The 24,091-nt window shown below is 60.7% G+C and carries 18 protein-coding genes, 2 rRNA genes and 1 riboswitch; of the genes, 18 read left to right on the forward strand and 2 right to left on the reverse strand.

All coding sequences use genetic code 11. The features are described from left to right. The first annotated feature begins 169 nt into the window (after positions 1–169). From BUS12_RS03570 to cyoD, 7 genes are all read left to right on the forward strand, one after another. Positions 170–3,150 (forward strand): 23S ribosomal RNA (locus BUS12_RS03570). A 169-nt stretch (positions 3,151–3,319) separates the two neighbouring features. Continuing rightward, positions 3,320–3,433 (forward strand): 5S ribosomal RNA (gene rrf / locus BUS12_RS03575). Positions 3,434–4,028: 595 nt separating this feature from the next. Further along, the gene (locus tag BUS12_RS03580) at positions 4,029–5,576 is read left to right on the forward strand and encodes a complex I subunit 4 family protein (protein WP_074294270.1); all 1,548 of its coding nucleotides are present in this window, start codon (positions 4,029–4,031) and stop codon (positions 5,574–5,576) included. A gap of 330 nt (positions 5,577–5,906) precedes the next feature. Beyond that, complete coding sequence (gene cyoA, locus BUS12_RS03585) at positions 5,907–6,800, forward strand: ubiquinol oxidase subunit II (protein WP_074294271.1); 894 nt, start codon at positions 5,907–5,909, stop codon at positions 6,798–6,800. A 3-nt stretch (positions 6,801–6,803) separates the two neighbouring features. Then, complete coding sequence (cyoB, locus tag BUS12_RS03590; protein ID WP_074294272.1) at positions 6,804–8,795, forward strand: cytochrome o ubiquinol oxidase subunit I; 1,992 nt, start codon at positions 6,804–6,806, stop codon at positions 8,793–8,795. Beyond that, positions 8,795–9,409, forward strand: a complete 615-nt coding sequence (gene cyoC / locus BUS12_RS03595) for a cytochrome o ubiquinol oxidase subunit III (protein ID WP_074294273.1) — start codon at positions 8,795–8,797, stop codon at positions 9,407–9,409. The genes cyoB and cyoC overlap by 1 nt, the downstream gene beginning before the upstream one ends. After that, on the forward strand, positions 9,410–9,742 hold the full coding sequence (gene cyoD, locus BUS12_RS03600; protein WP_074294274.1) for a cytochrome o ubiquinol oxidase subunit IV: 333 nt from the start codon (positions 9,410–9,412) through the stop codon (positions 9,740–9,742). An 80-nt stretch (positions 9,743–9,822) separates the two neighbouring features. On the opposite strand, the gene BUS12_RS03605 is transcribed toward cyoD, so the two are convergent. Further along, on the reverse strand, positions 9,823–10,851 hold the full coding sequence (locus BUS12_RS03605) for a LacI family DNA-binding transcriptional regulator (protein ID WP_074294275.1): 1,029 nt from the start codon (positions 10,849–10,851) through the stop codon (positions 9,823–9,825). A gap of 254 nt (positions 10,852–11,105) precedes the next feature. On the opposite strand from BUS12_RS03605, the gene BUS12_RS03610 reads away from it, so the two are divergent. The 7 genes from BUS12_RS03610 (at position 11,106) to BUS12_RS03640 (ending at position 19,039) form a co-directional block, all read left to right on the forward strand. Next, positions 11,106–12,347 carry an ABC transporter substrate-binding protein gene (locus tag BUS12_RS03610; protein ID WP_074294276.1) on the forward strand — a complete coding sequence of 414 codons (1,242 nt, stop codon included), beginning with the start codon at positions 11,106–11,108 and terminating at the stop codon, positions 12,345–12,347. Between the two features lie 6 nt (positions 12,348–12,353). Beyond that, positions 12,354–13,268 carry a carbohydrate ABC transporter permease gene (locus tag BUS12_RS03615; protein ID WP_074294277.1) on the forward strand — a complete coding sequence of 305 codons (915 nt, stop codon included), beginning with the start codon at positions 12,354–12,356 and terminating at the stop codon, positions 13,266–13,268. Positions 13,269–13,277: 9 nt separating this feature from the next. Beyond that, a complete protein-coding gene (locus BUS12_RS03620) occupies positions 13,278–14,129 on the forward strand; it encodes a carbohydrate ABC transporter permease (RefSeq protein WP_074294278.1) in 852 nt (283 codons plus the stop codon). A 65-nt stretch (positions 14,130–14,194) separates the two neighbouring features. Then, complete coding sequence (locus BUS12_RS03625) at positions 14,195–16,168, forward strand: beta-galactosidase (RefSeq protein WP_074294279.1); 1,974 nt, start codon at positions 14,195–14,197, stop codon at positions 16,166–16,168. 179 nt (positions 16,169–16,347) lie between these two features. Then, the gene (locus BUS12_RS03630; RefSeq protein ID WP_074294280.1) at positions 16,348–17,640 is read left to right on the forward strand and encodes a sugar efflux transporter; all 1,293 of its coding nucleotides are present in this window, start codon (positions 16,348–16,350) and stop codon (positions 17,638–17,640) included. 6 nt (positions 17,641–17,646) lie between these two features. Further along, positions 17,647–18,501 carry an AraC family transcriptional regulator gene (locus BUS12_RS03635; protein ID WP_074294281.1) on the forward strand — a complete coding sequence of 285 codons (855 nt, stop codon included), beginning with the start codon at positions 17,647–17,649 and terminating at the stop codon, positions 18,499–18,501. Between the two features lie 127 nt (positions 18,502–18,628). Continuing rightward, entirely contained in the window at positions 18,629–19,039 is a 411-nt protein-coding gene (locus tag BUS12_RS03640) for a DUF2000 domain-containing protein (RefSeq protein ID WP_074294282.1), read from the forward strand. Positions 19,040–19,103: 64 nt separating this feature from the next. Here the strand turns inward: BUS12_RS03640 and BUS12_RS03645 are convergent, their stop codons facing one another. After that, positions 19,104–19,727: an ABC transporter ATP-binding protein gene (locus tag BUS12_RS03645; protein WP_074294283.1), complete on the reverse strand. Its 624-nt coding sequence runs from the start codon at positions 19,725–19,727 to the stop codon at positions 19,104–19,106. Positions 19,728–19,897: 170 nt separating this feature from the next. After that, positions 19,898–20,046: riboswitch (adenosylcobalamin (AdoCbl) riboswitch) on the forward strand. 3 nt (positions 20,047–20,049) lie between these two features. Here BUS12_RS03645 and BUS12_RS38675 point away from each other — a divergent pair. From BUS12_RS38675 to BUS12_RS03660, 4 genes are all read left to right on the forward strand, one after another. After that, positions 20,050–20,187: a hypothetical protein gene (locus BUS12_RS38675; RefSeq protein WP_171991589.1), complete on the forward strand. Its 138-nt coding sequence runs from the start codon at positions 20,050–20,052 to the stop codon at positions 20,185–20,187. Positions 20,188–20,348: 161 nt separating this feature from the next. Then, a complete protein-coding gene (locus tag BUS12_RS03650) occupies positions 20,349–22,283 on the forward strand; it encodes a TonB-dependent receptor domain-containing protein (protein WP_074294284.1) in 1,935 nt (644 codons plus the stop codon). Positions 22,284–22,314: 31 nt separating this feature from the next. After that, positions 22,315–23,115, forward strand: a complete 801-nt coding sequence (locus BUS12_RS03655) for an ABC transporter ATP-binding protein (protein WP_074294285.1) — start codon at positions 22,315–22,317, stop codon at positions 23,113–23,115. Continuing rightward, positions 23,093–24,091 (forward strand): ABC transporter substrate-binding protein, encoded by a 999-nt coding sequence (locus tag BUS12_RS03660; protein WP_083640229.1) that lies wholly within the window; start codon positions 23,093–23,095, stop codon positions 24,089–24,091. The genes BUS12_RS03655 and BUS12_RS03660 overlap by 23 nt, the downstream gene beginning before the upstream one ends.

Here is a 24,091-nt window from a genome sequence, read left to right on the forward strand (position 1 = left end):
TTAGAGATGGGTGGTTGAGTAGGTGAATCAGGGTTGTGATTGTATCAATGTATTTTTAAGTGATCGAAAGATTGCTTTGGAATACGGCGCAACACGAATACTCAACCTGTAGCGGTTGTGGCAAGCGTTGCATTCCCAGTGGATGCGACAGGAGACACACCCGTTATAGGGTCAAGCGAACAAGTGCATGTGGTGGATGCCTTGGCGATCACAGGCGATGAAGGACGCGGTAGCCTGCGAAAAGCTACGGGGAGCTGGCAAACGAGCTTTGATCCGTAGATGTCCGAATGGGGAAACCCACTCCGAATGGAGTATCCATGACTGAATCCATAGGTCATGTGAAGCGAACGCGGCGAACTGAAACATCTAAGTAGCCGCAGGAAAAGAAATCAACCGAGATTCCCAGAGTAGTGGCGAGCGAAATGGGACCAGCCTGTACTCTTTATCTTCATTGTTAGTCGAAGGCTCTGGAAAGTGCTGCCATAGCAGGTGATAGCCCTGTAGACGAAAACAGCGAGGAAGAACTAGGTGTACGACAAGTAGGGCGGGACACGTGAAATCCTGTCTGAAGATGGGGGGACCATCCTCCAAGGCTAAATACTCGTGATCGACCGATAGTGAACCAGTACCGTGAGGGAAAGGCGAAAAGAACCCCGGGAGGGGAGTGAAACAGATCCTGAAACCGCATGCATACAAACAGTCGGAGCCCCGCTTTAAGCGCTTTGGGCGCGCTCACGAAGTGAGTGCGTCAAAAGACATCCAGCCTGAAACATGGCTGCGTAGCGCTTGAAGTGGAAGCGCGAGAGCGCTTAAAGCGGGGTGACGGCGTACCTTTTGTATAATGGGTCAGCGACTTACATTCAGTGGCAAGCTTAACCGATTAGGGCAGGCGTAGCGAAAGCGAGTCCGAACAGGGCGTTCAGTCGCTGGGTGTAGACCCGAAACCAGGTGATCTATCCATGGCCAGGATGAAGGTGCGGTAACACGTACTGGAGGTCCGAACCCACTAACGTTGAAAAGTTAGGGGATGAGCTGTGGATAGGGGTGAAAGGCTAAACAAACCTGGAAATAGCTGGTTCTCTCCGAAAACTATTTAGGTAGTGCCTCGTGTATCACCTTCGGGGGTAGAGCACTGTCATGGTTGAAGGGTCCATTGCGGATTACTTCGCCATAGCAAACTCCGAATACCGAAGAGTGCAATCACGGGAGACAGACATCGGGTGCTAACGTCCGGTGTCAAGAGGGAAACAACCCAGACCGCCAGCTAAGGTCCCCAAATATTGCTAAGTGGGAAACGAAGTGGGAAGGCTAAAACAGTCAGGAGGTTGGCTTAGAAGCAGCCATCCTTTAAAGAAAGCGTAATAGCTCACTGATCGAGTCGTCCTGCGCGGAAGATGTAACGGGGCTAAGCAATATACCGAAGCTGCGGATGCACATTTATGTGCATGGTAGGAGAGCGTTCCGTAAGCCTGCGAAGGTGCATTGAAAAGTGCGCTGGAGGTATCGGAAGTGCGAATGCTGACATGAGTAGCGATAAAGGGGGTGAAAGGCCCCCTCGCCGTAAGCCCAAGGTTTCCTACGCAACGTTCATCGGCGTAGGGTGAGTCGGCCCCTAAGGCGAGGCAGAAATGCGTAGCTGATGGGAAGCAGGTTAATATTCCTGCACCATTGTTAAATGCGATGGGGGGACGGATCGCGGAAGGTTGTCCGGGTGTTGGAAGTCCCGGTCGCTGCATTGGAGAAGGTGCTTTGGCAAATCCGGGCACGGAATTCAAGGGTGTGGCGCCATTCACTTAGGTGAAGAAGCAACTGGAAGTGGTTCCAAGAAAAGCCTCTAAGCTTCAGTTTAACAAGACCGTACCGCAAACCGACACAGGTGGGCGAGATGAGTATTCTAAGGCGCTTGAGAGAACTCGGGAGAAGGAACTCGGCAAATTGGTACCGTAACTTCGGGATAAGGTACGCCCCTGTAGCCTGACTGGCCTGCGCCAGAAGGGTGAAGGGGTTGCAATAAACTGGTGGCTGCGACTGTTTAATAAAAACACAGCACTCTGCAAACACGAAAGTGGACGTATAGGGTGTGACGCCTGCCCGGTGCCGGAAGATTAAATGATGGGGTGCAAGCTCTTGATTGAAGTCCCGGTAAACGGCGGCCGTAACTATAACGGTCCTAAGGTAGCGAAATTCCTTGTCGGGTAAGTTCCGACCTGCACGAATGGCGTAACGATGGCCACACTGTCTCCTCCCGAGACTCAGCGAAGTTGAAGTGTTTGTGATGATGCAATCTCCCCGCGGCTAGACGGAAAGACCCCATGAACCTTTACTGTAGCTTTGCATTGGACTTTGAACCGGTCTGTGTAGGATAGGTGGGAGGCTTTGAAGCGTGGACGCCAGTCTGCGTGGAGCCAACCTTGAAATACCACCCTGGTTTGTTTGAGGTTCTAACCTTGGCCCGTGATCCGGGTCGGGGACAGTGCATGGTAGGCAGTTTGACTGGGGCGGTCTCCTCCCAAAGTGTAACGGAGGAGTACGAAGGTACGCTAGGTACGGTCGGAAATCGTGCTGATAGTGCAATGGCATAAGCGTGCTTAACTGCGAGACCGACAAGTCGAGCAGGTGCGAAAGCAGGTCATAGTGATCCGGTGGTTCTGTATGGAAGGGCCATCGCTCAACGGATAAAAGGTACTCTGGGGATAACAGGCTGATACCGCCCAAGAGTTCATATCGACGGCGGTGTTTGGCACCTCGATGTCGGCTCATCTCATCCTGGGGCTGTAGCCGGTCCCAAGGGTATGGCTGTTCGCCATTTAAAGAGGTACGTGAGCTGGGTTTAAAACGTCGTGAGACAGTTTGGTCCCTATCTGCCGTGGGCGCTGGATATTTGAAGGGGGCTGCTCCTAGTACGAGAGGACCGGAGTGGACGAACCTCTGGTGTACCGGTTGTCACGCCAGTGGCATCGCCGGGTAGCTATGTTCGGAAGAGATAACCGCTGAAAGCATCTAAGCGGGAAACTCGCCTTAAGATGAGATATCCCCGGGGCTTCGAGCCCCTTGAAGGGTCGTTCAAGACCAGGACGTTGATAGGTCAGGTGTGGAAGCGCAGTAATGCGTTAAGCTAACTGATACTAATTGCCCGTAAGGCTTGATCCTATAACAGGTGTGTCTTGTGGTTCAGATGAACCCCGCACACGGTTGAGTGATCACGTGTTGTGCCAGAAACAACACAACCCCAACCGCTTCACCCTCTGGTGGCATCACCAGAAACTACTTCTTCCCGATTGGCTGTATTGCTCCATGAGCAGTGCGGCAACAAGTCATGCCTGATGACCATAGCGTGTCGGTACCACCCCTTCCCATCCCGAACAGGACCGTGAAACGACTCCACGCCGATGATAGTGCGGATTACCCGTGTGAAAGTAGGTAATCGTCAGGCTCCCCAGCAGCAAGCACAAACCCCACCCCACAAAGGTGGGGTTTGTGCGTTTACGGAAACGCCATCAACGCGACTGTCCAACATCTGGGTTCCGGAAACCCGAGCGATATGCGTCGGCAAGCGCCGAGATTGAAGGATAGATGGGGTGAATCTATTTGTAAGCTTCAAGAGTATCGATCGACATTAGCTTTCTATTCGTAATAAAAATCCGCCTTACGCCACGCCAGCTTTCAACTCTGTTAATCCATTCGAACTGCCTCCGCTGTGCACCAAAACAGGTCGTTTTCCCAGTGAAAACGGCCAAATTTTGTGCAACTGCACATCTCACCCCATGCGCGCAACACCTAAGTCTGCAATAGAGTTCATCGACTACTGCACTAATCGCTTAACAGTTGTTTGCGGCGCTGCAAAAATCTTAATTTCGGGTTATCCTCGTTAACCCTTGACGTGTATGCGACATTGGGACGCGTTGACCTGGCCCCCGAATCAAGCGTTGCGCCTGTTTGGCGTAATAAAACCGTAATGTGTATTTCAATGCTTTCAGTTTGACGGCCTTGATCCGGACGTTTTCCTGCTTCAGCCCTTTAAAGAACAAATGCAATCCGCACCGCTTTTAAGCCTCTTGATCTGGGTCCCCATCGTGGCGGGCATCATCGTTCTGCGAGCGGGTTCCGGTTCTCCCGGTCGCGCCCGTTGGCTCGCACTCATCGGTGCACTTGCCGGCCTCCTGCCGGTGATCCCGCTGGTCGCTGGCTTCCAGAACGGCGTGCCGGCCATGCAGTTCGTCGAGAACGTCAAGTGGTTGCCGTCGTTCGACATTGCGTGGCACCTGGGCGTGGACGGGATCTCGTTGTGGCTGATCGTCCTGACCGCACTGACTACGCTCGTCATCGTCATCGCGGGTTGGGAGTCCATTACGGTGCGCAGCGCACAGTATTTCGGCTCGTTCCTGATGTTGTCGGGCTTCATGCAAGGCGTGTTCAGCTCGCTCGACGGCATGCTGTTCTTCGTCTTCTTCGAAGCGACGCTGATCCCGCTCTATCTGTTGATCGGAACATGGGGCAACAAGAATCGCACTTACGCGGCGGTCAAGTTCTTCTTCTTCTCGCTGGTCGGCTCGCTGATGATGCTGATCTCGATGCTCTACCTGTACGCGCAGACCCACAGCTTCGACCTCGAAATCTGGCGTTCGGCGCAACTGGGTTTCGTGCCGCAGATGCTGGTTTTCCTGGGCTTCCTCGCGGCCTTCTCCGTGAAGGTGCCGATGTGGCCGGTGCATACCTGGCTGCCTGACGTCCACCTCGATGGACCGACCGGCGCAGCCGTGATGCTCGGCATGCTGAAGATCGGCGGCTACGGCCTGCTGCGTTTTGCGCTGCCTATCACGCCGCAAGCGGCGCACTTCTTTGCCCCGGCGATGATCACGCTGTCGCTCGTGGCCGTCATCTATTCGAGTCTGCTCGCACTGGTGCAGACCGACATCCGCAAGCTGCTCGCGTACTCGTCCGTGTCGCACATGGGCCTCGTCACGCTGGGCCTGTTCATCTTCAATCCGCTGGGTCAGGAAGGCGCGATCATGCAGATGATCTCGTACGGCCTCGTCTCCGGCGCGCTGCTGTTGTGCACCGGCATGCTGCACGATCGCACCCAGACCGGTTCGATCGCCGCCTTCGGCGGGGTGGCCAACACGATGCCCAAGTTCGCGGTCTTCGTGATGCTGTTCTCGATGGCGAACGTCGGCCTGCCGGGTACCGCTGGCTTCGTCGGCGAGTTCATGGTCCTGATGGGCGCAGTCGGCTTCAACTTCTGGATCGGCGCACTCGCGGCACTGACGCTGATTCTGAGCGCGTGCTACACGCTGTGGATGTACAAGCGCGTCATCTTCGGCGCGATCGCCAATGCGCGCGTCGCCAAGCTGAGCGACGTGAGCAAGCGCGAGTTCCTGCTGTTGGGCGCGATGGCGGTGCTGGTCCTTGCGATCGGCATCTATCCGAAGCCCTTTACCGATGCGATCAATCCGTCGTCGACCAGCCTGCTCGCGCAGACCAATCGCACGGCACAACCGGTCGAGGCCGCCTCGGTCGAAAACGGCGAACGTTTGCAAGCCCGTGCTGCGGTAAACGCAACACACGCGCCGGGCTGATTGCACGGTTTGTCCAGCGGCGTCGTGTCTGCGAAAGCGGATACGACGCGCTCGTTTTTGTTGTACCCAAGGGCGCGTAGCCGCCTGGATGTGCGGTCGTTACTGGCCTGCGGTTCGTAGCGTTAGCAGTCGTATCATCTTTTGATATAAGGCAGGCACCGGTCGTGTGCGCAGCGCTGTGCGGCAACGTGTCGCACAATGTTGACACGCAAGAGATCGTTGCAAAAATAGTTCTTTATATCAAGATGACGAGGCTTTACCATGCGACCGCTTACTAATGGAGAGCGGTCGGATGATGTTCATTGAAGACGTAAAGAGCAGGCAATCGATATGAAAGAAAAGACTCTACGGGGGGCGATGAGTTCCGTCGCCATCGGGCTGGTAACGCTGCTCTCGGGTTGTAGCAACCTGGATCTGCTGAACCCTAAAGGCAGTGTGGGCGTTGCCGAACGCGACCTCATCGCTACGTCGACATGGGCCATGCTCATCGTCGTGATTCCGGTCATCGCGCTGACGCTGCTGTTCGCGTGGCGCTATCGCGCATCCAACAAGAGCGCCGAGTACCGTCCCAACTGGTCGCATTCCACGGGTATTGAGATCGCGGTGTGGACCATCCCCACGCTGATCATTCTGTTCCTGGGTGTGCTGACCTGGAAGAGCACGCATGAGCTCGATCCGTACCGTCCGCTCGAATCGGCCGTGAAGCCGATCAACGTCGAAGTGGTCGCACTCGACTGGAAGTGGCTGTTCATCTACCCGGATCTCGGCATCGCTTCGGTCAACCAGCTCGCGATTCCCGTCGGCACGCCGGTGAACTTCAATATCACGTCCGACTCGGTGATGAACTCGTTCTTCATCCCGCAGCTTGGCGGCCAGATCTACGCGATGGCAGGCATGCAGACGAAGCTGCACCTGATCGCTGACGAAGCCGGCGACTACGCAGGCGAATCGGCCAACTTCAGCGGCAAGGGCTTCTCGGACATGAAGTTCCGTGCAATCGCCGCCTCGCCCGCAGATTTCAACGCATGGGTCGCGAAAGTGCGCGCCTCGTCGGACAGCCTCGACATGAACCGCTACAACGTCGTGTCGCAGCCGGGCGAGAAAGCGCCGGTCACCTACTTCTCGTCGGTGGATCCGAAGCTCTTTCACAACATCATCGCCCGCTATAACAACGGCAACGTCATGGATCTGAAAGACGACAGCAACTGTAAGGCCAAGGGGTAACGCATGTTCGGTAAATTAACCCTCGACTCGATTCCGTACCACGAGCCGATTATTATGATGGCCGCTGCCATGATGGGCATCGCGGCAGTGGCGGTGCTCGGCACCGTGACGTATCTCGGCAAGTGGCGCTACCTGTGGAGCGAGTGGCTGACGTCGGTCGACCACAAGCGCCTCGGTGTCATGTACATCGTCGTGGCCATGATCATGCTGCTGCGCGGCTTCGCCGACGCCATCATGATGCGTACGCAACTGGCGCTGGCCTATCACGCGCCCGGCTATCTGCCGCCGCATCACTACGATCAGATCTTCTCCGCGCACGGCGTCATCATGATTTTCTTCATGGCGATGGTGTTCATGGTGGGCCTGATGAACCTGATCGTGCCGCTGCAGATCGGCGCGCGCGACGTGGCATACCCGTTCCTGAACTCGCTGTCGTTCTGGATGACGGCAGTCAGCGTGATCCTGATCAACGTCTCGCTCGTGATCGGTGAATTTGCGCAGACCGGCTGGCTGGCGTATCCGCCGCTGTCGGAGCTGAAATTCAGTCCAGGCGTGGGGGTCGACTATTACATCTGGAGCTTGCAGCTCTCGGGTATCGGCACCTTGCTTACGGGTATTAACTTCTTCGTCACGATCGTCAAGATGCGCGCGCCTGGCATGACGTTCATGAAGATGCCGGTGTTCACGTGGACGGCGCTGTGCACGAACGTGCTGATTATGGCTGCGTTCCCGATTCTGACGGTCACGTTGGCGCTGCTCGGCCTCGATCGTTACCTCGGCATGCACTTCTTCACGAATGAAGGCGGCGGCAACGCCATGCTGTACCTGAACCTGATCTGGGCGTGGGGCCATCCGGAGGTGTACATCCTGATCCTGCCGGCGTTCGGTATCTTCTCGGAAGTCATCGCGACGTATGCGAAGAAGCCGCTGTTCGGCTACAAGACCATGGTCTATGCGACCTGCGCGATCATGGTGCTGTCGTTCCTCGTGTGGCTGCACCACTTCTTTACGATGGGTTCGGGCGCGGACGTGAATGCCTTCTTCGGCATCGCGACCATGATCATTGCAATTCCGACCGGCGTGAAGATCTTCAACTGGCTGTTCACGATCTACAAGGGCCGTCTCGAGTTCTCGACGCCGGTGCTGTGGACGCTCGGCTTCATGGTTACCTTCACGATCGGCGGCATGACCGGCGTGATGATGGCGATCCCGGGTGCGGACTTCGTGCTGCACAACAGCCTGTTCCTGATCGCTCACTTCCACAATGTGATCATCGGCGGCGTGCTGTTCGGTTATCTGGCGGGTTTCAACTACTGGTTCCCGAAGGCGTTCGGTTTCAAGCTGCACGAAAAGCTCGGCAAGGCCGCGTTCTGGTTCTGGCAGGTCGGCTTCTGGGTAGCGTTCTCGCCGCTTTATGTGCTCGGTTTCATGGGCATGACGCGTCGTCTGAACCACTACGACAACCCGCAATGGCACCCGTGGCTGCTGCTGGCTGAAGTGGGCGCCATCCTGGTGGCGATCGGTATTGCATGCCAACTGCTGCAGCTCTTCGTGAGCATTCGCGACCGCAATCTGCCGGAAAACCGCGATGTTTCGGGCGATCCGTGGGATGGCCGTACGCTGGAATGGTCGACCACGTCGCCGCCGCCGGTCTACAACTTCGCGATCGTACCGACGGTGCATGAGCTCGATGAATTCACCGGCATCAAGCAACGCGCGAAGACCGAAACGGCCAAGCCGGTGTACCGCGACATTCACATGCCGTCGAACACGAGCGCGGGCCTCATCATCGCCATGTTCAGCCTGGTGCTCGGCTTCGCAGCAATCTGGCACATCTGGTGGCTCGCGATCATCGGTATCGTCGGGGCGATCGGTACGGTTATCGTCCATAGCTTCAGCGACGACCACGGCTACTACATTCCTGCCGATACGGTTCGACAGATCGAAGAAGGACGCAGCGCAGGTAAGGCGCTTGAATTGGCAGAGGTGGATTAATGTCACAGACGACTACTTTAGGGCACGGACACGACGTCCATCACGACGCGGATCACGTGCCGTCGCAATCGGTGTTCGGTTTCTGGCTGTACCTGATGACCGACTGCATCATCTTTGCCTCGCTGTTTGCGGTGTTCGCAGTGATGAGCCACCAGTTCGCCGGCGGCCCGACCGCCAAGGACCTGTTTGAGATTCCGGGTGTCGCGCTGGAAACGGCCGCGCTGCTGCTGAGCTCGATCACCTACGGCTTCGCCATGATCGGCGCGCACAAGGGCAAGAAGGGCATGGTGCTCGGCTGGCTCGCTGTGACGTTCCTGCTCGGCGCGTCGTTCCTCGTGCTCGAACTGCGCGAGTTCTCGCACCTGATCGCCGTAGGCGCAGGTCCGGACCGCAGCGCGTTCTGGTCGTCGTTCTTCACGCTGGTCGGCACGCACGGTTTGCACGTGACGTTCGGCCTGCTGTGGATGATCGTGCTGAGCGTGCAGGTGATCCGCAGTCCTGAACTGAGCGAGCGCGAACTGACGCGTCTGACGTGCCTGAGCCTCTTCTGGCACTTTCTGGACATCGTCTGGATCGGTGTCTTTACCTTTGTCTATCTTACGAGTGTGATCTAAATGGACCACGGCCATACTGCTCACTCGGGTGAAAGCCACGGCAGCTTCGGCAGCTACACGGCCGGCTTCATCCTGTCCGTCCTGCTGACTGCTGCAGCATTCGGCATCATCATGACCGGCTCGTTGACCGGCCAAAGCGCGATTCTGGCAATTGCCGGGCTGGCGTTCGTGCAGATCATCGTGCACCTGGTGTTCTTCCTGCATATGAACACGTCGTCGGCGCAACGCTGGAACGTCATGGCGTTCGGCTTTACCGTGCTGACCGCGGTCATTCTGATTGTCGGCTCGTTGTGGATCATGCATAACGTCGCCATGAACATGATGTCGCGCTAAGCCGCATCAAGTTTGGATGTGTAGGCAAACGGCTCCTCGACAACGAGGGGCCGTTTTTTATTGTGCGCCGGTTCGTCGCGCTACTTGCGGCGCGATGCCTTTGGCGCCGGCGCCGTCGTATCGCGAATCACCAGTTCCGCTAGCGGCACCTTATACGCATCGCGTTTGGGTTTGATGCCTTCGATACGGTCGATGGTCAGCGCGACCGCGATCGATGCGATCGCGGCGGTCGGAAAACCGACCGTGGTGAGCGCAGGACGGAACTGATGCGCGAGGTGGATATTGGTGAGGCCGATCACCGACAGATCCTGCGGCACGCGCTTGCCGATATCCGCAGCGGCCTGGATCGCACCGATGGCCATCAGGTCGTTGGTCGCAAACAGTGCCGTCAGCTTGGGTTGCTCGCTGAGCAGCGCGCGGGCCGCGTCGTAGCCCGCCTCGATCGAATCGCGGCACGCATGAACCTTCACGGCGTCTGCAGCGACACCTCGCGCCGCCAATGCCTCGACGAAGCCTCGAAGACGCACCGATTGCGGTCCACCGGACCCTTCCCCCAGCAGCGCGCCGATCCTCCGATGACCGAGTTCATACAGATGCGCAGCGGCGAGACCACCCGCATGCGTGTAGTCGACGGTGACGCATGGCAGCGCCCGCGTCGCCTGCGCGCTCTCCCACATGCACAGCACGAGCGCCGAGCCGCGCTGCGCGATGTCGGCGAGTTCGCCTGCGCTGACGTCGGTGTTCATCACGATCACACCGGCGGCCAGCGTGCCGGCGATCTTGTCGAGGTAAGCACGCGCAATTGCCGGGTTGTCGTCCGTGTTGCACACCAGCAGGAAATAGCCGCGCCGCCGTGCCGCGGTTTCAGCCTCCAGCACGAACTCCGGATAGAACGGGTTCGAGATATTCGACAGCATCAACGCGAGCGTGGAAGTGCGTCCTTCGGCCAGTGCCCGTGCCGTGAGGTTAGGGCGGTAGCCGAGTTCGCGCACCGCTGCCATGACGCGTTCCACGGTGGTCGGTTTAACCTTCTGAGGATTGCGTAACACGTTGGATACCGTGGCCGCAGTGACCTGGGCGCGTTGCGCGACTTCAGCGAGCGTCACCATGAATGGCGCACCGCAGCGAGGGTAAACGAGCGGTGAGCTGTGGCGTATGGCCGCTTGAGGAGCGTTTCGCCCATATGTTGAGACGTTGTCGTAAGGGTTGCGTGTCCGGAACAGCTCGGCTACTTTCACGTTCAGACACAGGAGGAACACATGTTAATTCAAAGAGCGATTTTTACGCCGAAAAATTTAAGCGCTTAAATTCTGCGAGCCGCGGCCCGGAAACAGCCACCATAAATTGAATATTGGAGACAACCATGAAATTCAAAGCTGGGAAGTTTTTGCTGGCGGGTATCGCGTGTCTTGCGATGACCGCTGCAAGCTATGCGGACGCCGCGACGCTGAGGGTTACGGTATCCGCACGCGGCAATCAGCGCGCGGTGTGGCAAAGCGCTTTCGATCAGTTCGAGAAGGCCAATCCCGACGTCGACCTGAAAGTGACCTACGTCGGTGAGGAGGCCTACAAGGTGCAGATGTCCGGCTGGCTCGCGACGGATCCGCCTGATGTGCTGAGCTGGCACAACGGCGAGCGCATGGCTTATTTCGCGAGGCGCGGCCTGCTGGATGATCTGAGCGCCGACTGGCAGAAGGACGGCTGGAACCAGACCTACGCCGCGGTCAAACCGCCTTCCACCTACGCCGGCAAGCAATACGCCGCGCCGCTCGGCTACGACTCGTACGGCTTCTTCTATCGCAAGGACCTGTTCGAGAAAGCAGGCATTGCCGGCGAACCCAAGACGTGGGACGAGTTCCTCGCCGACTGCAAGAAGCTGAAGGCGGCGGGCATTGCGCCGATCGCCGTGCCGGCCAAGGATTCGTGGACACTGGCAGCGTGGTTCGACTATCTCGACCTGCGCATCAACGGCTACGCGTTTCACGAGCAACTGATGGCGGGCGAGATCGCCTACACCGACCCGCGCGTGCGCAAGGTCTATGCGACGTGGAAGACGCTGATCGACGACAAGTACTTCGTCGACAACGCGCTCTCGTATGACGTCGATTCGGTGAGCCCGCTGCTCGTCAACGGCCAGGCCGCGATGATGCTGATGGGGACGTTCTTCGCGGCGGGCTTGCCGGAAGCCACGCGCGACAAGATGAGTTACTTCCGCTTCCCGGTGATCGACGCGGCCGTGCCGATGGCCGAAGACGGTCCGGTCAACATCCTGATGATCCCCGCAAAGGCCACCAACAGGAAGGACGCGCACCGCCTGCTCGCGTTCATGGCGCAACCGCAGATCAACGGCGAACTGGCGAAGGGCTGGGGTCAGTTGCCGTCGAACAACCAGGCGCCGGAGCCGCAGGATCCGATCTCGAAGATCGGCTTCCAGATCCTCTCGAGCACCCCTGGCGGTGTCGCGCAGTTCTACGACCGCGACATGACCAAGGAAATGGCCGACGAAGGCATGAAGGGCATGCAGCAGTTCTATAGCGACCCTGGCCAGATCGACCAGATCCTGAACCACCTCGAACAGTTCCGCCAGCGGATCTACAAGAAGTAGGCGAACGTGTCCACCACCCTGTCCGACAAAGCCGTGCCCGTCAGCCGCGAGCGCCGCAAGGCGCCCGCGCCGCTCAGCCGCCGGCGCAATCGCGCGGCCTTGCTGTTCCTGTTGCCGGGCGGCCTGCTGTTTGCGGTCTATGTGATCTACCCGGTGATCAGCAGCATCGTGCTGAGCTTCTATAACTGGGACGGCATGACGCCGCGCGTGTTCGCGGGACTCGACAACTACCGCGAACTGCTGCACTCCGACACGTTCTATACGGCGCTGAAAAACAACGTCATCTGGCTCGTGCTGTTTCTGCTCGCGCCACCCTGCGGTCTCGCGCTCGCGCTGTATCTGAACCAGAGCGTGCGCGGCATCCGGCTGGTGAAATCGCTGTTCTTCGCGCCGTTCGTGTTGCCGGGCGTGGTGGTGGGGCTGGTGTTCGGCTGGTTCTACGATCCGACCTTCGGCTTGCTGAAGCTGATCGTCGGACACGGCGTGCCGGTGCTGGGCGATCCGCGTTACGTGACCTACGGCATCATTTTCGCCGCGCTATGGCCGCAGATTCCGTTCTGCATGATTCTCTACCTGACCGGGCTCACGGGCATCAACAGCGAAGTGATCGAAGCGGCCCGCATGGAGGGCGCCGAGGGCTTGAAGCTGCTATGGCACGTGATCCTGCCGCAACTGCGGCCCGCCACGTTCATGGCCGTGGTGCTGACGGTGATCGGCGCGCTGCGCAGCTTCGATCTGATCTCGGTGATGAGCGGCGGCGGCCCCTTCGACAGCTCCACGGTGCTCGCCTATTTCATGTACGACCAGGCGATCAAGTACTACCGCGAAGGCTACTCAGCAGCGATCGCGGTGGTGCTGTTCATGATCATGCTGATCTTCATCGTGTGGCAATTGCGGCGTCTCGTGCGCAGCGAAACCTGAGGAACCGACATGTATCCGATGCCCGTTTCCCGCTGGCGCCCAGGCAGCCGCCTGCTCTACAAGCTCTCGTTGCCGTGCGCGTTGCTGCTGTGGCTGTTGCCGTTGCTCGCGGTGCTGGTGACGTCGATCCGCTCCAGCGACGAACTCTCGGCAGGCAATTACTGGGGCTGGCCCGAACACTTCGCGCTGGTCGAAAACTACGGCACGGCGCTCACGCAAACGCCGATGCTCCACTACTTCTGGAACAGCGTGCTGATCACGGTGCCGTCGGTGGCGGTGTCGATCTTTCTGGCCTCGATGGCGGGACACGCGCTGGCGAACTACCGCTTTCGCGGCAATTTGCTGCTGCTGGCTATCTTCGTGGCGGGCAACTTCGTGCCGGTGCAGATCCTGATGATTCCGGTCCGGCAACTGACACTGGCGCTCGGCCTGTACAACACGGTGTTAGGACTGGTGCTGTTTCACACGGCTTTTCAGACCGGTTTTTGCACGCTGTTTTTGCGTAACTTCATCCGCGCGTTGCCGTACGAACTGATCGAAGCCGCGCGCATAGAGGGGGCGAGCGAGTGGGCGATCTACACGCGCATCGTGCTGCCGCTGGTACGGCCCGCACTTGCGGCACTCGGCATCCTCGTCTTCACGTTTGTGTGGAACGACTATTTCTGGGCGCTCTGTCTCACGCAAGGCGATGACGCAGCGCCTATCACTGTGGGCGTCGCGGCGCTCAAGGGCCAGTGGACGACCTCGTGGAATCTCGTGTCCGCAGGCTCGGTGCTGGCCGCGCTGCCGTCGGTCGCGATGTTCTTTGCCATGCAGAAGCACTTTGTGACCGGACTCACGTTCGGCGCCACCAAGGGATAGCCGCGCGGGCCGCGACCGTTGCGAGCGCAACGGTCACTACGATCACAACATCTAGCGGGAGCACCATGCATCTAGGAGTCTGCTATTACCCCGAGCAATGGCCGCAGCATCAATGGGAAAGCGATGCGCGCCGGATGGCGGAACTGGGCATCAGCCGCGTACGGATCGGCGAATTCGCGTGGAGCAGGATGGAGCCCGAAGCGGGGCGCTACGAATGGGCGTGGCTCGATCGCGCCATCGAGGTGCTCGCCACGCACGGTCTGAAGGTCATCCTCGGCACGCCGACGGCGACACCGCCCAGGTGGCTGGTCGACCTGCACCCCGAGATCTTGCCGGTCAACAAGGACGGCATCACGCTCAATTTCGGCTCGCGGCGGCACTACGATATCTCGAGCGAGATCTACCGCGAGCACTGCGCGCGCATCGTGACGCAGATGGTGCGGCGTTACGGCACGCATCCCGCGGTGATCGCGTGGCAGACCGATAACGAACTGGCTTGCCATGACACCGCGCCGAGCTACACGGAGGCCGCCCGCCGGCGTTTCGGCGGATGGCTCGCGGCGCGCTACGGCGAAGTGGAGCGCTTGAACGCAGCGTGGGGCAACGTGTTCTGGAGCATGGAGTACCGCAGCTTCGCAGAGATCGGTCTGCCGAACCGCACGCCCACCGACGCGAATCCGAGCCACTGGCTCGACTTCCGGCGTTTCATGTCGAGCGAGGTGGCGAGCTTCCATGGCTTGCAGGGCGAACTGATTCGCGAGCATGCGCCGGGGCGCGACCTGCTGCACAACTTCATGGGCTTTTTCACGAGCTTCGATCACTACGAATTCGCCGAAAGCGGGCTGGATGTCGCCGCGTGGGACAGTTATCCGCTGCCGCGCACGGAGGTGCTGTGGTTCGACGACGCCGACAAGCACCGCTGGGCACGCACGGGGCATCCGGACATTCCGGCCTTCAATCACGATCTGTATCGCGGCGTCGGCAAGGGGCGCATGTGGGTGATGGAACAGCAGGTCGGGCCGGTCAACTGGGCGCCGTACAACCCGGTGCCGAAGGCGGGCATGGCGCGTCTCTGGACGTGGGAGGCGTTCGCGCACGGTGCCGAACTGGTGTCGTATTTCCGCTGGCGCCAGGCGCCTTTCGCGCAGGAGCAGATGCATTCGGGCATCAACGCGCCGGACGACAAGCTCACCGCCGGCGGCCACGAGATCGCCCAGGTGGCGCGTGAACTGGCAAGCTTCGATCCGACCTTCGATCCGGCCGCCACGGCCCAGGTCACGCAGGCCCGCGTGGCTATGCTGTTCGACTATCCGGCGGACTGGATCGTGCAGATCCAGCGCCACGGCGCCGATTTCGATTATCAACGCCTCGTCTTCGAGTGGTACTCGTGCCTGCGCGAGATGGGCGTGGACGTGGATCTGCTGCCGGCGACCGCCGATCTGAGCGGCTACCGGCTGGTGGTCGCGCCGTCGTTGCCGGTCGTGCCGGACGCGCTGGTTGCGCAGATCCAGGCTGGCCAGGCACATTGGCTATTCGGGCCGAGGACCGGCTCGAAGACCGCGGACTTCACGATCCCCGCCACGCTTCCTCCGGGCCCGCTGCAGGCCGTTCTGAACGTGCGGGTGTCGCAAAGCGAATCGCTGCGCCCGTCACTGCGGCCGGCGGCGACGTTCGACGGCGTACGAGGCGAGGGCCGAAGCTGGCGCGACCACGTTGAGCCGGGGCCCGGTGTCGACGTCACGGCGGTGTTCGACGACGGCGTGCCGGCTGTCGTGCAGGCCGGCCGGGTTCGCATGACGACGGCCTGTTTCGATCCGGCGTTGCAGCGTGCCGTGCTGGAACGCTGCGTGCGCGACGCCGGCATCGAGGTGCTGACGCTGCCGGAGGGCGGCCGCTTGCGCCGTCTCGGCAACCTGCGTTTCGCCTTGAATTACGGGGACACGGCATGGCGCGTGCCGGCCCCGGAGGGCGCGCGTTTCGTGCTGGGCGGCCGCGAAACCGGGCCGTCCGACGTGGCGGCATGGATCGAAATGCACTGACGTCGACAGCCAACGTGCTAACACGATCCAGCAAGCTTTGGCATACTGCGGGTTCCCCCGTGCGTCGTACCGGCTACTTTTTGGGGCTGTCGGTGCACGCGCATTGCCGTTAGCCAACTGCGCGCACTGAGCGGATTCGCCGCGATGACGCATGCAGTCAGCATTACTTCGCGTCATCGATGAACTACTCCCGGCTCGTCAGTCTCACGCGCATCCCGTCCTTCATGTCGCTGGCGGGCGCGACCCTGATGCTGGGGGTTGCCATGTCGTTCACCGCGCCGTACCTGTCGCTGTTCGGCGTGGAGCGAGCCGGGATGACGCCGCTCAGGCTCGGCCTGTTCATGACGCTGATTGCGGCGAGCGGGGTGGCGGCGAGCGGCTGGGCCGGCAAATGGTCCGATCGCCACGGGCATCACCGCACACTGCTGCTGGCGGCGCTGGGCGCGGCGGCATTGGGTTTCCTGCTGTTGTGTTTCGTGCGCGACTACCGCGCGCTCCTCATCATTGGGATTGCCTTCCTCGGCGCGGGCGGCTCGGCGCTGTCGCTGGTGTTCTCGTTCGGCCGCGCCGCGTTGCCGGTGACGAGCGAGTCCGAGCGGACCTTTGCCACGGCGACGCTGCGCACGGTGCTTTCGGTGGCGTGGGTGTTCGGGCCTTCGGTGGGCGCGCTGGTGCTCGCCGGGATCGGCTTTTACGGCCTGTTTCTGTTCGCGGCGGCGTGCTTTGTCGCGTGCGGCGCCATCATCTGGCGCATGCCCGAGGCCGCGGATGGCGACGTGCCCGGCGTGCCGGACCACGTCCCCGGCGACCCGGCCTCGTCGCTCGAAGTCACCACCGTCGAACCCGAGACGCCGGTCGAGCCGGATTTCGTCCATCCGGTTGCACCGGCGCGCATCATCTGGCGCTCGGTGCTGGCGCTGACACTGATCGGCCTCGCCGCCAACGCGACGATGATCGTGCTGCCGCTTTACGTCGTCCACGGTCTGCACGGCACCCGCATCGACGTCTCGATCATGCTCGGCCTCGGCGCTTTCCTCGAAATTCCGATGATGCTGGCGCTGGGCGCGCGCGGTTCCTCGCTGAACAAGCTGCGCTGGCTCGCTGCGTGCGCCGGCGTGCATATGCTGTATTTCATCTGCGTGGCCGCGGTCGGTTCGGTGTCGTTCCTGATTCCGATGCAGGCGCTCAACGCGTTCGTGGTTGCGGTGACCTCGTGCCTCGGCATGACCTATGTGCAGGACCTGATGCCGCGCTCGCCCGGCCAGGCCACGGCGCTATTCTTCAACTCGGCCCGGGTCGGCTCGATTCTGTCGGGCGTGCTGTCGGGCTTGCTGGTCGCCGGGGTCGGCTATCGAGGCACGTTCCTGTTCTGCGGTTTGCTTGCGCTCGGGGCGCTGATCCTGTTCGCTGACCCGCCGTGGCGGAGCTGGGCGCGCTATGTTCAGGACCGCTGGCCGGGCCGCCGGGAGTGACGTCCCATGCCTGCACACAACTGGGTCGATCTACACCAGCACGAACGCACCGGGATAGAAACGTTGCGTGCGCATTTCGAAGGGCATGCCTACGATCCGCACTGGCATGACGCGTACCTCATCGGTTTCACCGAGCAAGGCGTGCAGCAGTTCGATTGCCGCCGCGCGCGCGTGCAAAGCACGCCGGGCCACGTGCTCATGCTGGAACCGGGCGATATCCACGACGGCCACGCTCCAGCGGAAGGCGGCTTCACCTATTCGATGCTGTACCTGCAGCCCGATTGGCTCACGCGCGAACTGAGAGCATGGTCGGAGGCCGTGCCCGCGACGGGGCAGCCGCAATTCCCCGCAACCTTGAGCGACGACATGGGACTCGTCGCGTCGATCGCGACACTGTTTCGCGTGTTGCGTAGCGAAGAGACTCGCCTCGTCCAGCAGGCGGCCACCGACAGCCTGCTTGAACACCTGAGCCGCCATCTCGGCTGGCGTGTGCGTCATGAGGGCGATCCCTGCATCCCACCGGTCGCACAACGTGCACGTGATTATCTGCACGCGCGTCTGTACGACGACATCGGCCTCGACGATCTGGCGGCGGCCTGCGGGGTGGACCGCTTTCGTCTCTCGCGTGCGTTCAAGGCCAGTTTCGGGCTTGCACCGCATGCCTATCTGATCCAGTTGCGGCTGACCAAAGCACGCCAGTGGCTTGCACGCGGCATGGCGCCGGCCGAGGTCGCACACGCGCTGTGCTTTGCCGATCAGAGTCACCTGGGGCGGTGGTTTCGCCGCGCCTACGGGCTGACCCCTGCGCACTACGGCAAACGCTGCACAAATCTTCCAGACTTGGCGTCAAGCCACGTTTAGTCTTGCCGAGAAGGTCTGACGGGATTCGTGCCGCGAAGTCAGCGTAGCACGGCTTCGGCAGGTCTCATTGTCCCGCTGGCATCGCCCAGGGGATGAGTCAACGCGATACGGCAAAGGAATGGAAGGAATGGAGTTCGATACGAAGGTTGCGCTGGTGGTGCGTGACGACCTGGCCTCGTGGCAGAAGCTGAACGTCACCGCTTTTCTTGCCACCGGCATGGCGGCGGCAGCGCCCGAAGCGATCGGGAAACCCTACGAGGACGCGAACGGACGGCAATACGCCGCCTTGCTTGGGCAGCCCATGATGATCTATGGCGGCGACGCGTCGGGGCTTCTGCGAGCGTTTCAGCAGGGCCAGCAACGCGAGCTGACCATTGCGGTCTACGTGAAGGCGATGTTCTCCACCGGCAACGACGACGACAATCGCGCCGCGTTCCATGCCGAATCCGTCGATCAACCCGAGCTGGTCGGCATTGCGCTGCGCGGGCCGAGGAAGATGGTCGACAAGGCGGTCAAGGGGCTATCGCTGCATCCTTGATGCGTACGATGGCGTGCTGCGGGTTCACGCATGTTCGTTCGAGCGAACGGCGAGAGAGTCTTCGTCAGGCGCGCCTGGCGAGATCCGCGAAGCTGATCGCTTTCGCTTCGCACGCCTGCGTCAAGGCCGCATCGTAGCTGGTGAAGAAAACCACCCGGTCCTGGCCCAACTGTTTGAACAGATCGATCAGGACAGCGCGCGCGGCGGCGTCGAGGCCACCGCCCGGTTCGTCCGCAATCAGGACGGTAGGTGCCCCGATCGATGCCGCCGTCAGGAACATTTTCTTGCGTGTGCCGAACGACATCTGCTCGAAGCGTTTCTCGAGATGAGGCGCGAGGCCGAAGCGTTCGGCCAGCTCCAGCGTGCGATTCTCTAGCGCCGCTTTTCTTTGCGTGGCTACGCGTTCGAGAAAATCTCGACCCGTCTCGAGCGGATACGTCAGGCAGTCTTCGGGCACGTAGGTGAGGGCGGACTTCGCCGCGAGCGGCGCGCTGCGCAGCGAATGGCCGCCGAGCCAGACCTCGCCCGTGTCCGCTTCGATCTCGCCGGCGAGGACGCCTAGCAGCGTCGACTTGCCGCTGCCGCTTTCGTCGTTCAAGGCAACGCACCCGGCGCTGGCGCTGAAATGCAGTCCCTGAAAGACAGTGCGCTCGCCGTAGCGTTTGCACAGATTGTCGAATCTAAGCATGGGTCATCCAGTTTCTTAGACTGGCAAGCATAGCAGTTCAAGCGCCCTCGCTCGCGCGGCTTCTTTCGATGCAGCGATATCCATTGTCACGCAGACCGGCACGAGCTTCGTCCTGTCATGTCTCATCCATCCAACGCCGGCCCGGAATTTATCCAGGCGGCATTGATTCGCACGTAAAATGCCGCGCATACGACTCGTGGAAGCTGGTGAAACTCCAGCGCGGTCGCGCCACTGTGACCGGTTCAGCCTGAACCGGAAGTCAGACCTCGGCGTCGTATCCCTCTTCCGACTTTGGGGCGCGTAATCCCCAGGAGCTATCCGCATGGCCGACTTCGCCTGCAATCTGGACTCACCGCCAGATCCGTATTCCTTTGACTGTCCCGCTTCGCGGCCCGTGGCGAATATTCGTCGCGCCTGTCTGTCGACGCTTGCTTCGGCGCATGAACAGCCGCGCCGCTGAGGCGCGTTAAGCGCGCGATTGCGTCGCCTCCACCATGGCCTGACCGCACTGCGCTTCCCTTCATGAGGCATGCGTTTCGCCATGGCCTGGATCGGACACCGAATGACCGCGTCCGCGCGCACTGCATGTCATCCAGTCTTCTAATAATCAGGATGTCCCTTATGAAGTTCCGTCGTTTCATCATCACGTCTGCGCTGACCGTCTCGACGTGCCAGATGGCCTATGCCGCGGACGATTCGTCGTTGCCGCAGGCGGACCAGCAGTCTCCGGCCACCACCACGCTGCCGAACATTCTAGTGACCGGCGACACCCAGCACTTGCCGCAATCGTTCGATCAACGCTACGCCTCGACGCAGGTGCTCACCCGCGCGGATCTGGATCGTCTGTCGCCGATCGACCCCAGCATTACGCAAGCGCTCGCCACGCTGCCCGGCGTGACGATTTCGCAAAACGGCGGCCCCGGTTCTTCTGCTGGCGTCAGTATCCGCGGTTCGTCGGCGAATCAGGTCGCGGTGTTTATCGATGGCGTCCGGGTCGGCTCCGCCACCACCGGCCAGGCCGAGTGGGCCGATCTGCCGACCGCCGCGTTCGATCGCGTCGAAGTCATCTCGGGCCCGGCGGCCGCATCGTTCGGCGCGGATGCGATGGGCGGTGTCGTGCAGTTGTTCACCAATCACGCTTCGAATCAACCGAACCAGACCACGGTTTCCGCAGGCGGCGGCTCGAACAAGACCTTCGATACGCAGATCCGCACGTCGGGCAGCATTCCGTCCACCGGACCCCTCGCCGCGTTGTCGGGGCTGACCTATTCGCTGGGCCTGCACGACTACAACACTGCGGGCATCGACGCGACCGAGCCCTGGGCCTATGGCCACGAAGATGGCCGTAACCCGTACCATGCGCAGAACATCGACGCACGCCTCGGCTACGCGCACGACAACTGGTCGATCTCCACGTTTGCGCTGTACCACAAGTCCGACCTCTCGTACGACAATGCGGGCGGCGACGACCGGCAACTCGATCATCAACTGACGACGGGTGTAGCGTTCCACCTGGACATCACGCCGTCCACGCAGTTCGACCAGTCCTTCGGCTACGCCAACGACCGGCAGTTCCTGTACTCGAACACGCCCGGTATCCCGACTGACGAAATCGACTCGACGCGCCTGAGCACGTCGACTTCGCTGACGCATCAGGAGCGCGGTCTCAAGCTGTTCAATCTGCCGCTGTCCGGCGAGACGAAACTCGCGTACGATTTTTCGCGCGAGCAAGCCTTCCTGCCCATCGACATTCCCTCGGGCGTGCCGACTCGCAACGACTCGGCCGTGTCGCTGCATCAATCGGCCACGCTGGGTGACTTGACGGTGTTCCTCGCTGGACGCCACGAGATTGTCGAAGGCCAGTCGGTCAATACCGGCAATGTCGCAGTGGCCTATGCGATCACGCCGGTTTATACGGCGCGGCTTTCGTATGGCAATGCATTCCGTCTGCCGACGTTCGACGATCTGTACTATCCGGGTTACGCGAATCCGAACCTGCTGCCCGAGCGCAGCGATACGGTCGAAGCCGCGCTGGATGCCGCCACCTCGTTCGGCACCTTCACGGCGGCGGTGTACGACACGCGCGTCCACAATCTCATTACGTACGACTCGGTGACTTTTCTGCCGGTGAACGTGGGTCGGGCGCACATTCAAGGTATCGATCTCTCGTACAAGGGCACGCTCGGCAACTCGACGCCCATCAGTCTTGCGATCGGCATTCTGAATCCGCAGGACGTCACGGACCAGACCTGGCTGAACCGCCGTCCGCGTCAAACCGTCAGCCTGAATCTCGATCACACGTGGGACGAGTTCCACCTGCACGCGCTTAGCACGGGGGTCACGCTGCTTTACGGCGGCTCGACGTTCGACGACCAGGCGAACTCGATCTATCTGCCGTCGTACACCACGGTCGGACTGCGTGCCGCGTACAAGGTCAATTCGCACCTCACGCTGTCTGCGAATCTGTCGAACCTGTTTAACCGCCAGTACGTGACGGCATACGGCTACAACTCGTTGGGCCGGACGGCGTTTGGTAAGGTTTCCTACACGTTCTAAGTGGGCTATTTTGTGTCCCGGAGAATCAGGCATGTCGCTATTGCAGGTGTCGGAAATCGACTGGTCGCCCGGCGCCGAGGGCGAGCGCGCGGCCAGGATTCTTCGGGCGGTCACGCTCGCTGCAAAACCGGGCGAGTTCGTCGGCCTGGTCGGACCGAACGGCAGCGGCAAGAGCAGCGTGTTGCGTTGCGCCTTCCGCTTCAACACGCCGCTCGCCGGGACGATCCAGCTTGATGGTGACGACATCTGGAAGAAGCCGGCGAAGTGGCTCGCCTTGCGCGCTGCGGTCGTCTTGCAGGAATTCCCCGAGGATTTCGGCCTGACCGTGCTCGACGTGGTCTATATGGGGCGTACGCCGCATAAGAGGCTGTTTGGCGGCGATACGCCGGAAGATGCCGCCATCGTCGATGCCGCGCTTGAAAAGGTGGGCATGTCTGCCATGAGAGAGCGGCACTTCGACACGCTCTCCGGCGGCGAAAAGCAGCGCGTGTTGTTGGCGCGGGCGCTCGCCCAGCAGCCCAGCTTGCTGATTCTCGACGAGCCGACCAATCACCTCGATCTGCAGCATCAGATCGAATTGCTTTCGCTGTTGCGCCGCATGGGCATGACGACGCTGGCGACGATTCACGACCTGAATCTGGCCGCAGCCTATTGCGACCGGTTGTACGTTATCCACCACGGCGAAATCGTCGCACATGGCAGGCCTCACGAAGTGATCACCGAATCCTTGCTCGCCGACGTATTCGGGGTGGCCGCGATTGTCGATGCGCATCCCGTGTCCGGCTATCCGCGCATTACCTTACTCACACATGGAGAAACAACCCGTGCCTAAGCGTTTTATGTCCCGCTGCCTGAGCGGCGCGATCGTGACCGGCCTGCTGGCCGCCGCCACGCTGTCCACCGCTTCGGCGACGACCTACCCCGTGACGATCCGCAGTTGCAACCGCGACGTCACGTTCGCAGGGCCACCGCAGCGTGCCATCAGTAACGACGTGAATCTGACCGGCATGATGATCGCGCTCGGCCTGAAAGACCGCATGGCCGGCTATACCGGCGTGAGTGGCTGGAACACGGGCACGGCGGAACTCAAGCAGGCGCTCGGCACGTTGCCGGAGCTTTCGAAAGAGTATCCGTCGGTCGAGACGCTGGTCGGCGCGAATGCCGACTTCTATTTCGCGGGCTGGAACTACGGCATGAAGGTGGGCGGCGATCTCACGCCTGCGACGCTGGCGCCGCTCGGTATCAAGGTCTACGAATTGACGGAGTCGTGCGCTCATGTGATGAAGCGCCCGCCTGCCTCGCTCGGCGACGTGTATCGCGACCTGGCGAATCTCGGCAAGATCTTCGACGTCGAGAACCGCGCCGATACGCTCATCAAGGATATGCAGACGAAGATCCAGACCCTCTCGTCGAAAGCGGCCGGCGACGGCAAGCCGGTCAGCGTGTTCGTCTACGATAGCGGCGAGGATCGTCCCTTTACGGCGGGCCGAGAAGCGATTCCCACCGCGTTGATTGCCGCTGCGGGCGGTCGCAACGTGATGGACGATCTCGACGATAGCTGGACACGGGTGAACTGGGAGACGGTGGTGGCGCGCAATCCGCAAGCGATTGTGATTGTCGATTACGGCAGCGTCACCGCGGCGCAAAAGGAAGCCTTCCTGCGCAACAACCCCGCGCTGAACCAGATGGATGCGGTGAAGAACAACCGCTTCATCGTCCTTCCGTATGACGACGCGACGCCTGGCGTCGCCAATGTGCGTGCCATCGCGACGATCGCGAAGGGACTGCATCCGGCTGCGTTCCAGTAA

Origin of the sequence: Paraburkholderia phenazinium (genome assembly GCF_900142845.1) — a bacterium.
GTDB classification, from domain to species: domain Bacteria; phylum Pseudomonadota; class Gammaproteobacteria; order Burkholderiales; family Burkholderiaceae; genus Paraburkholderia; species Paraburkholderia phenazinium_A.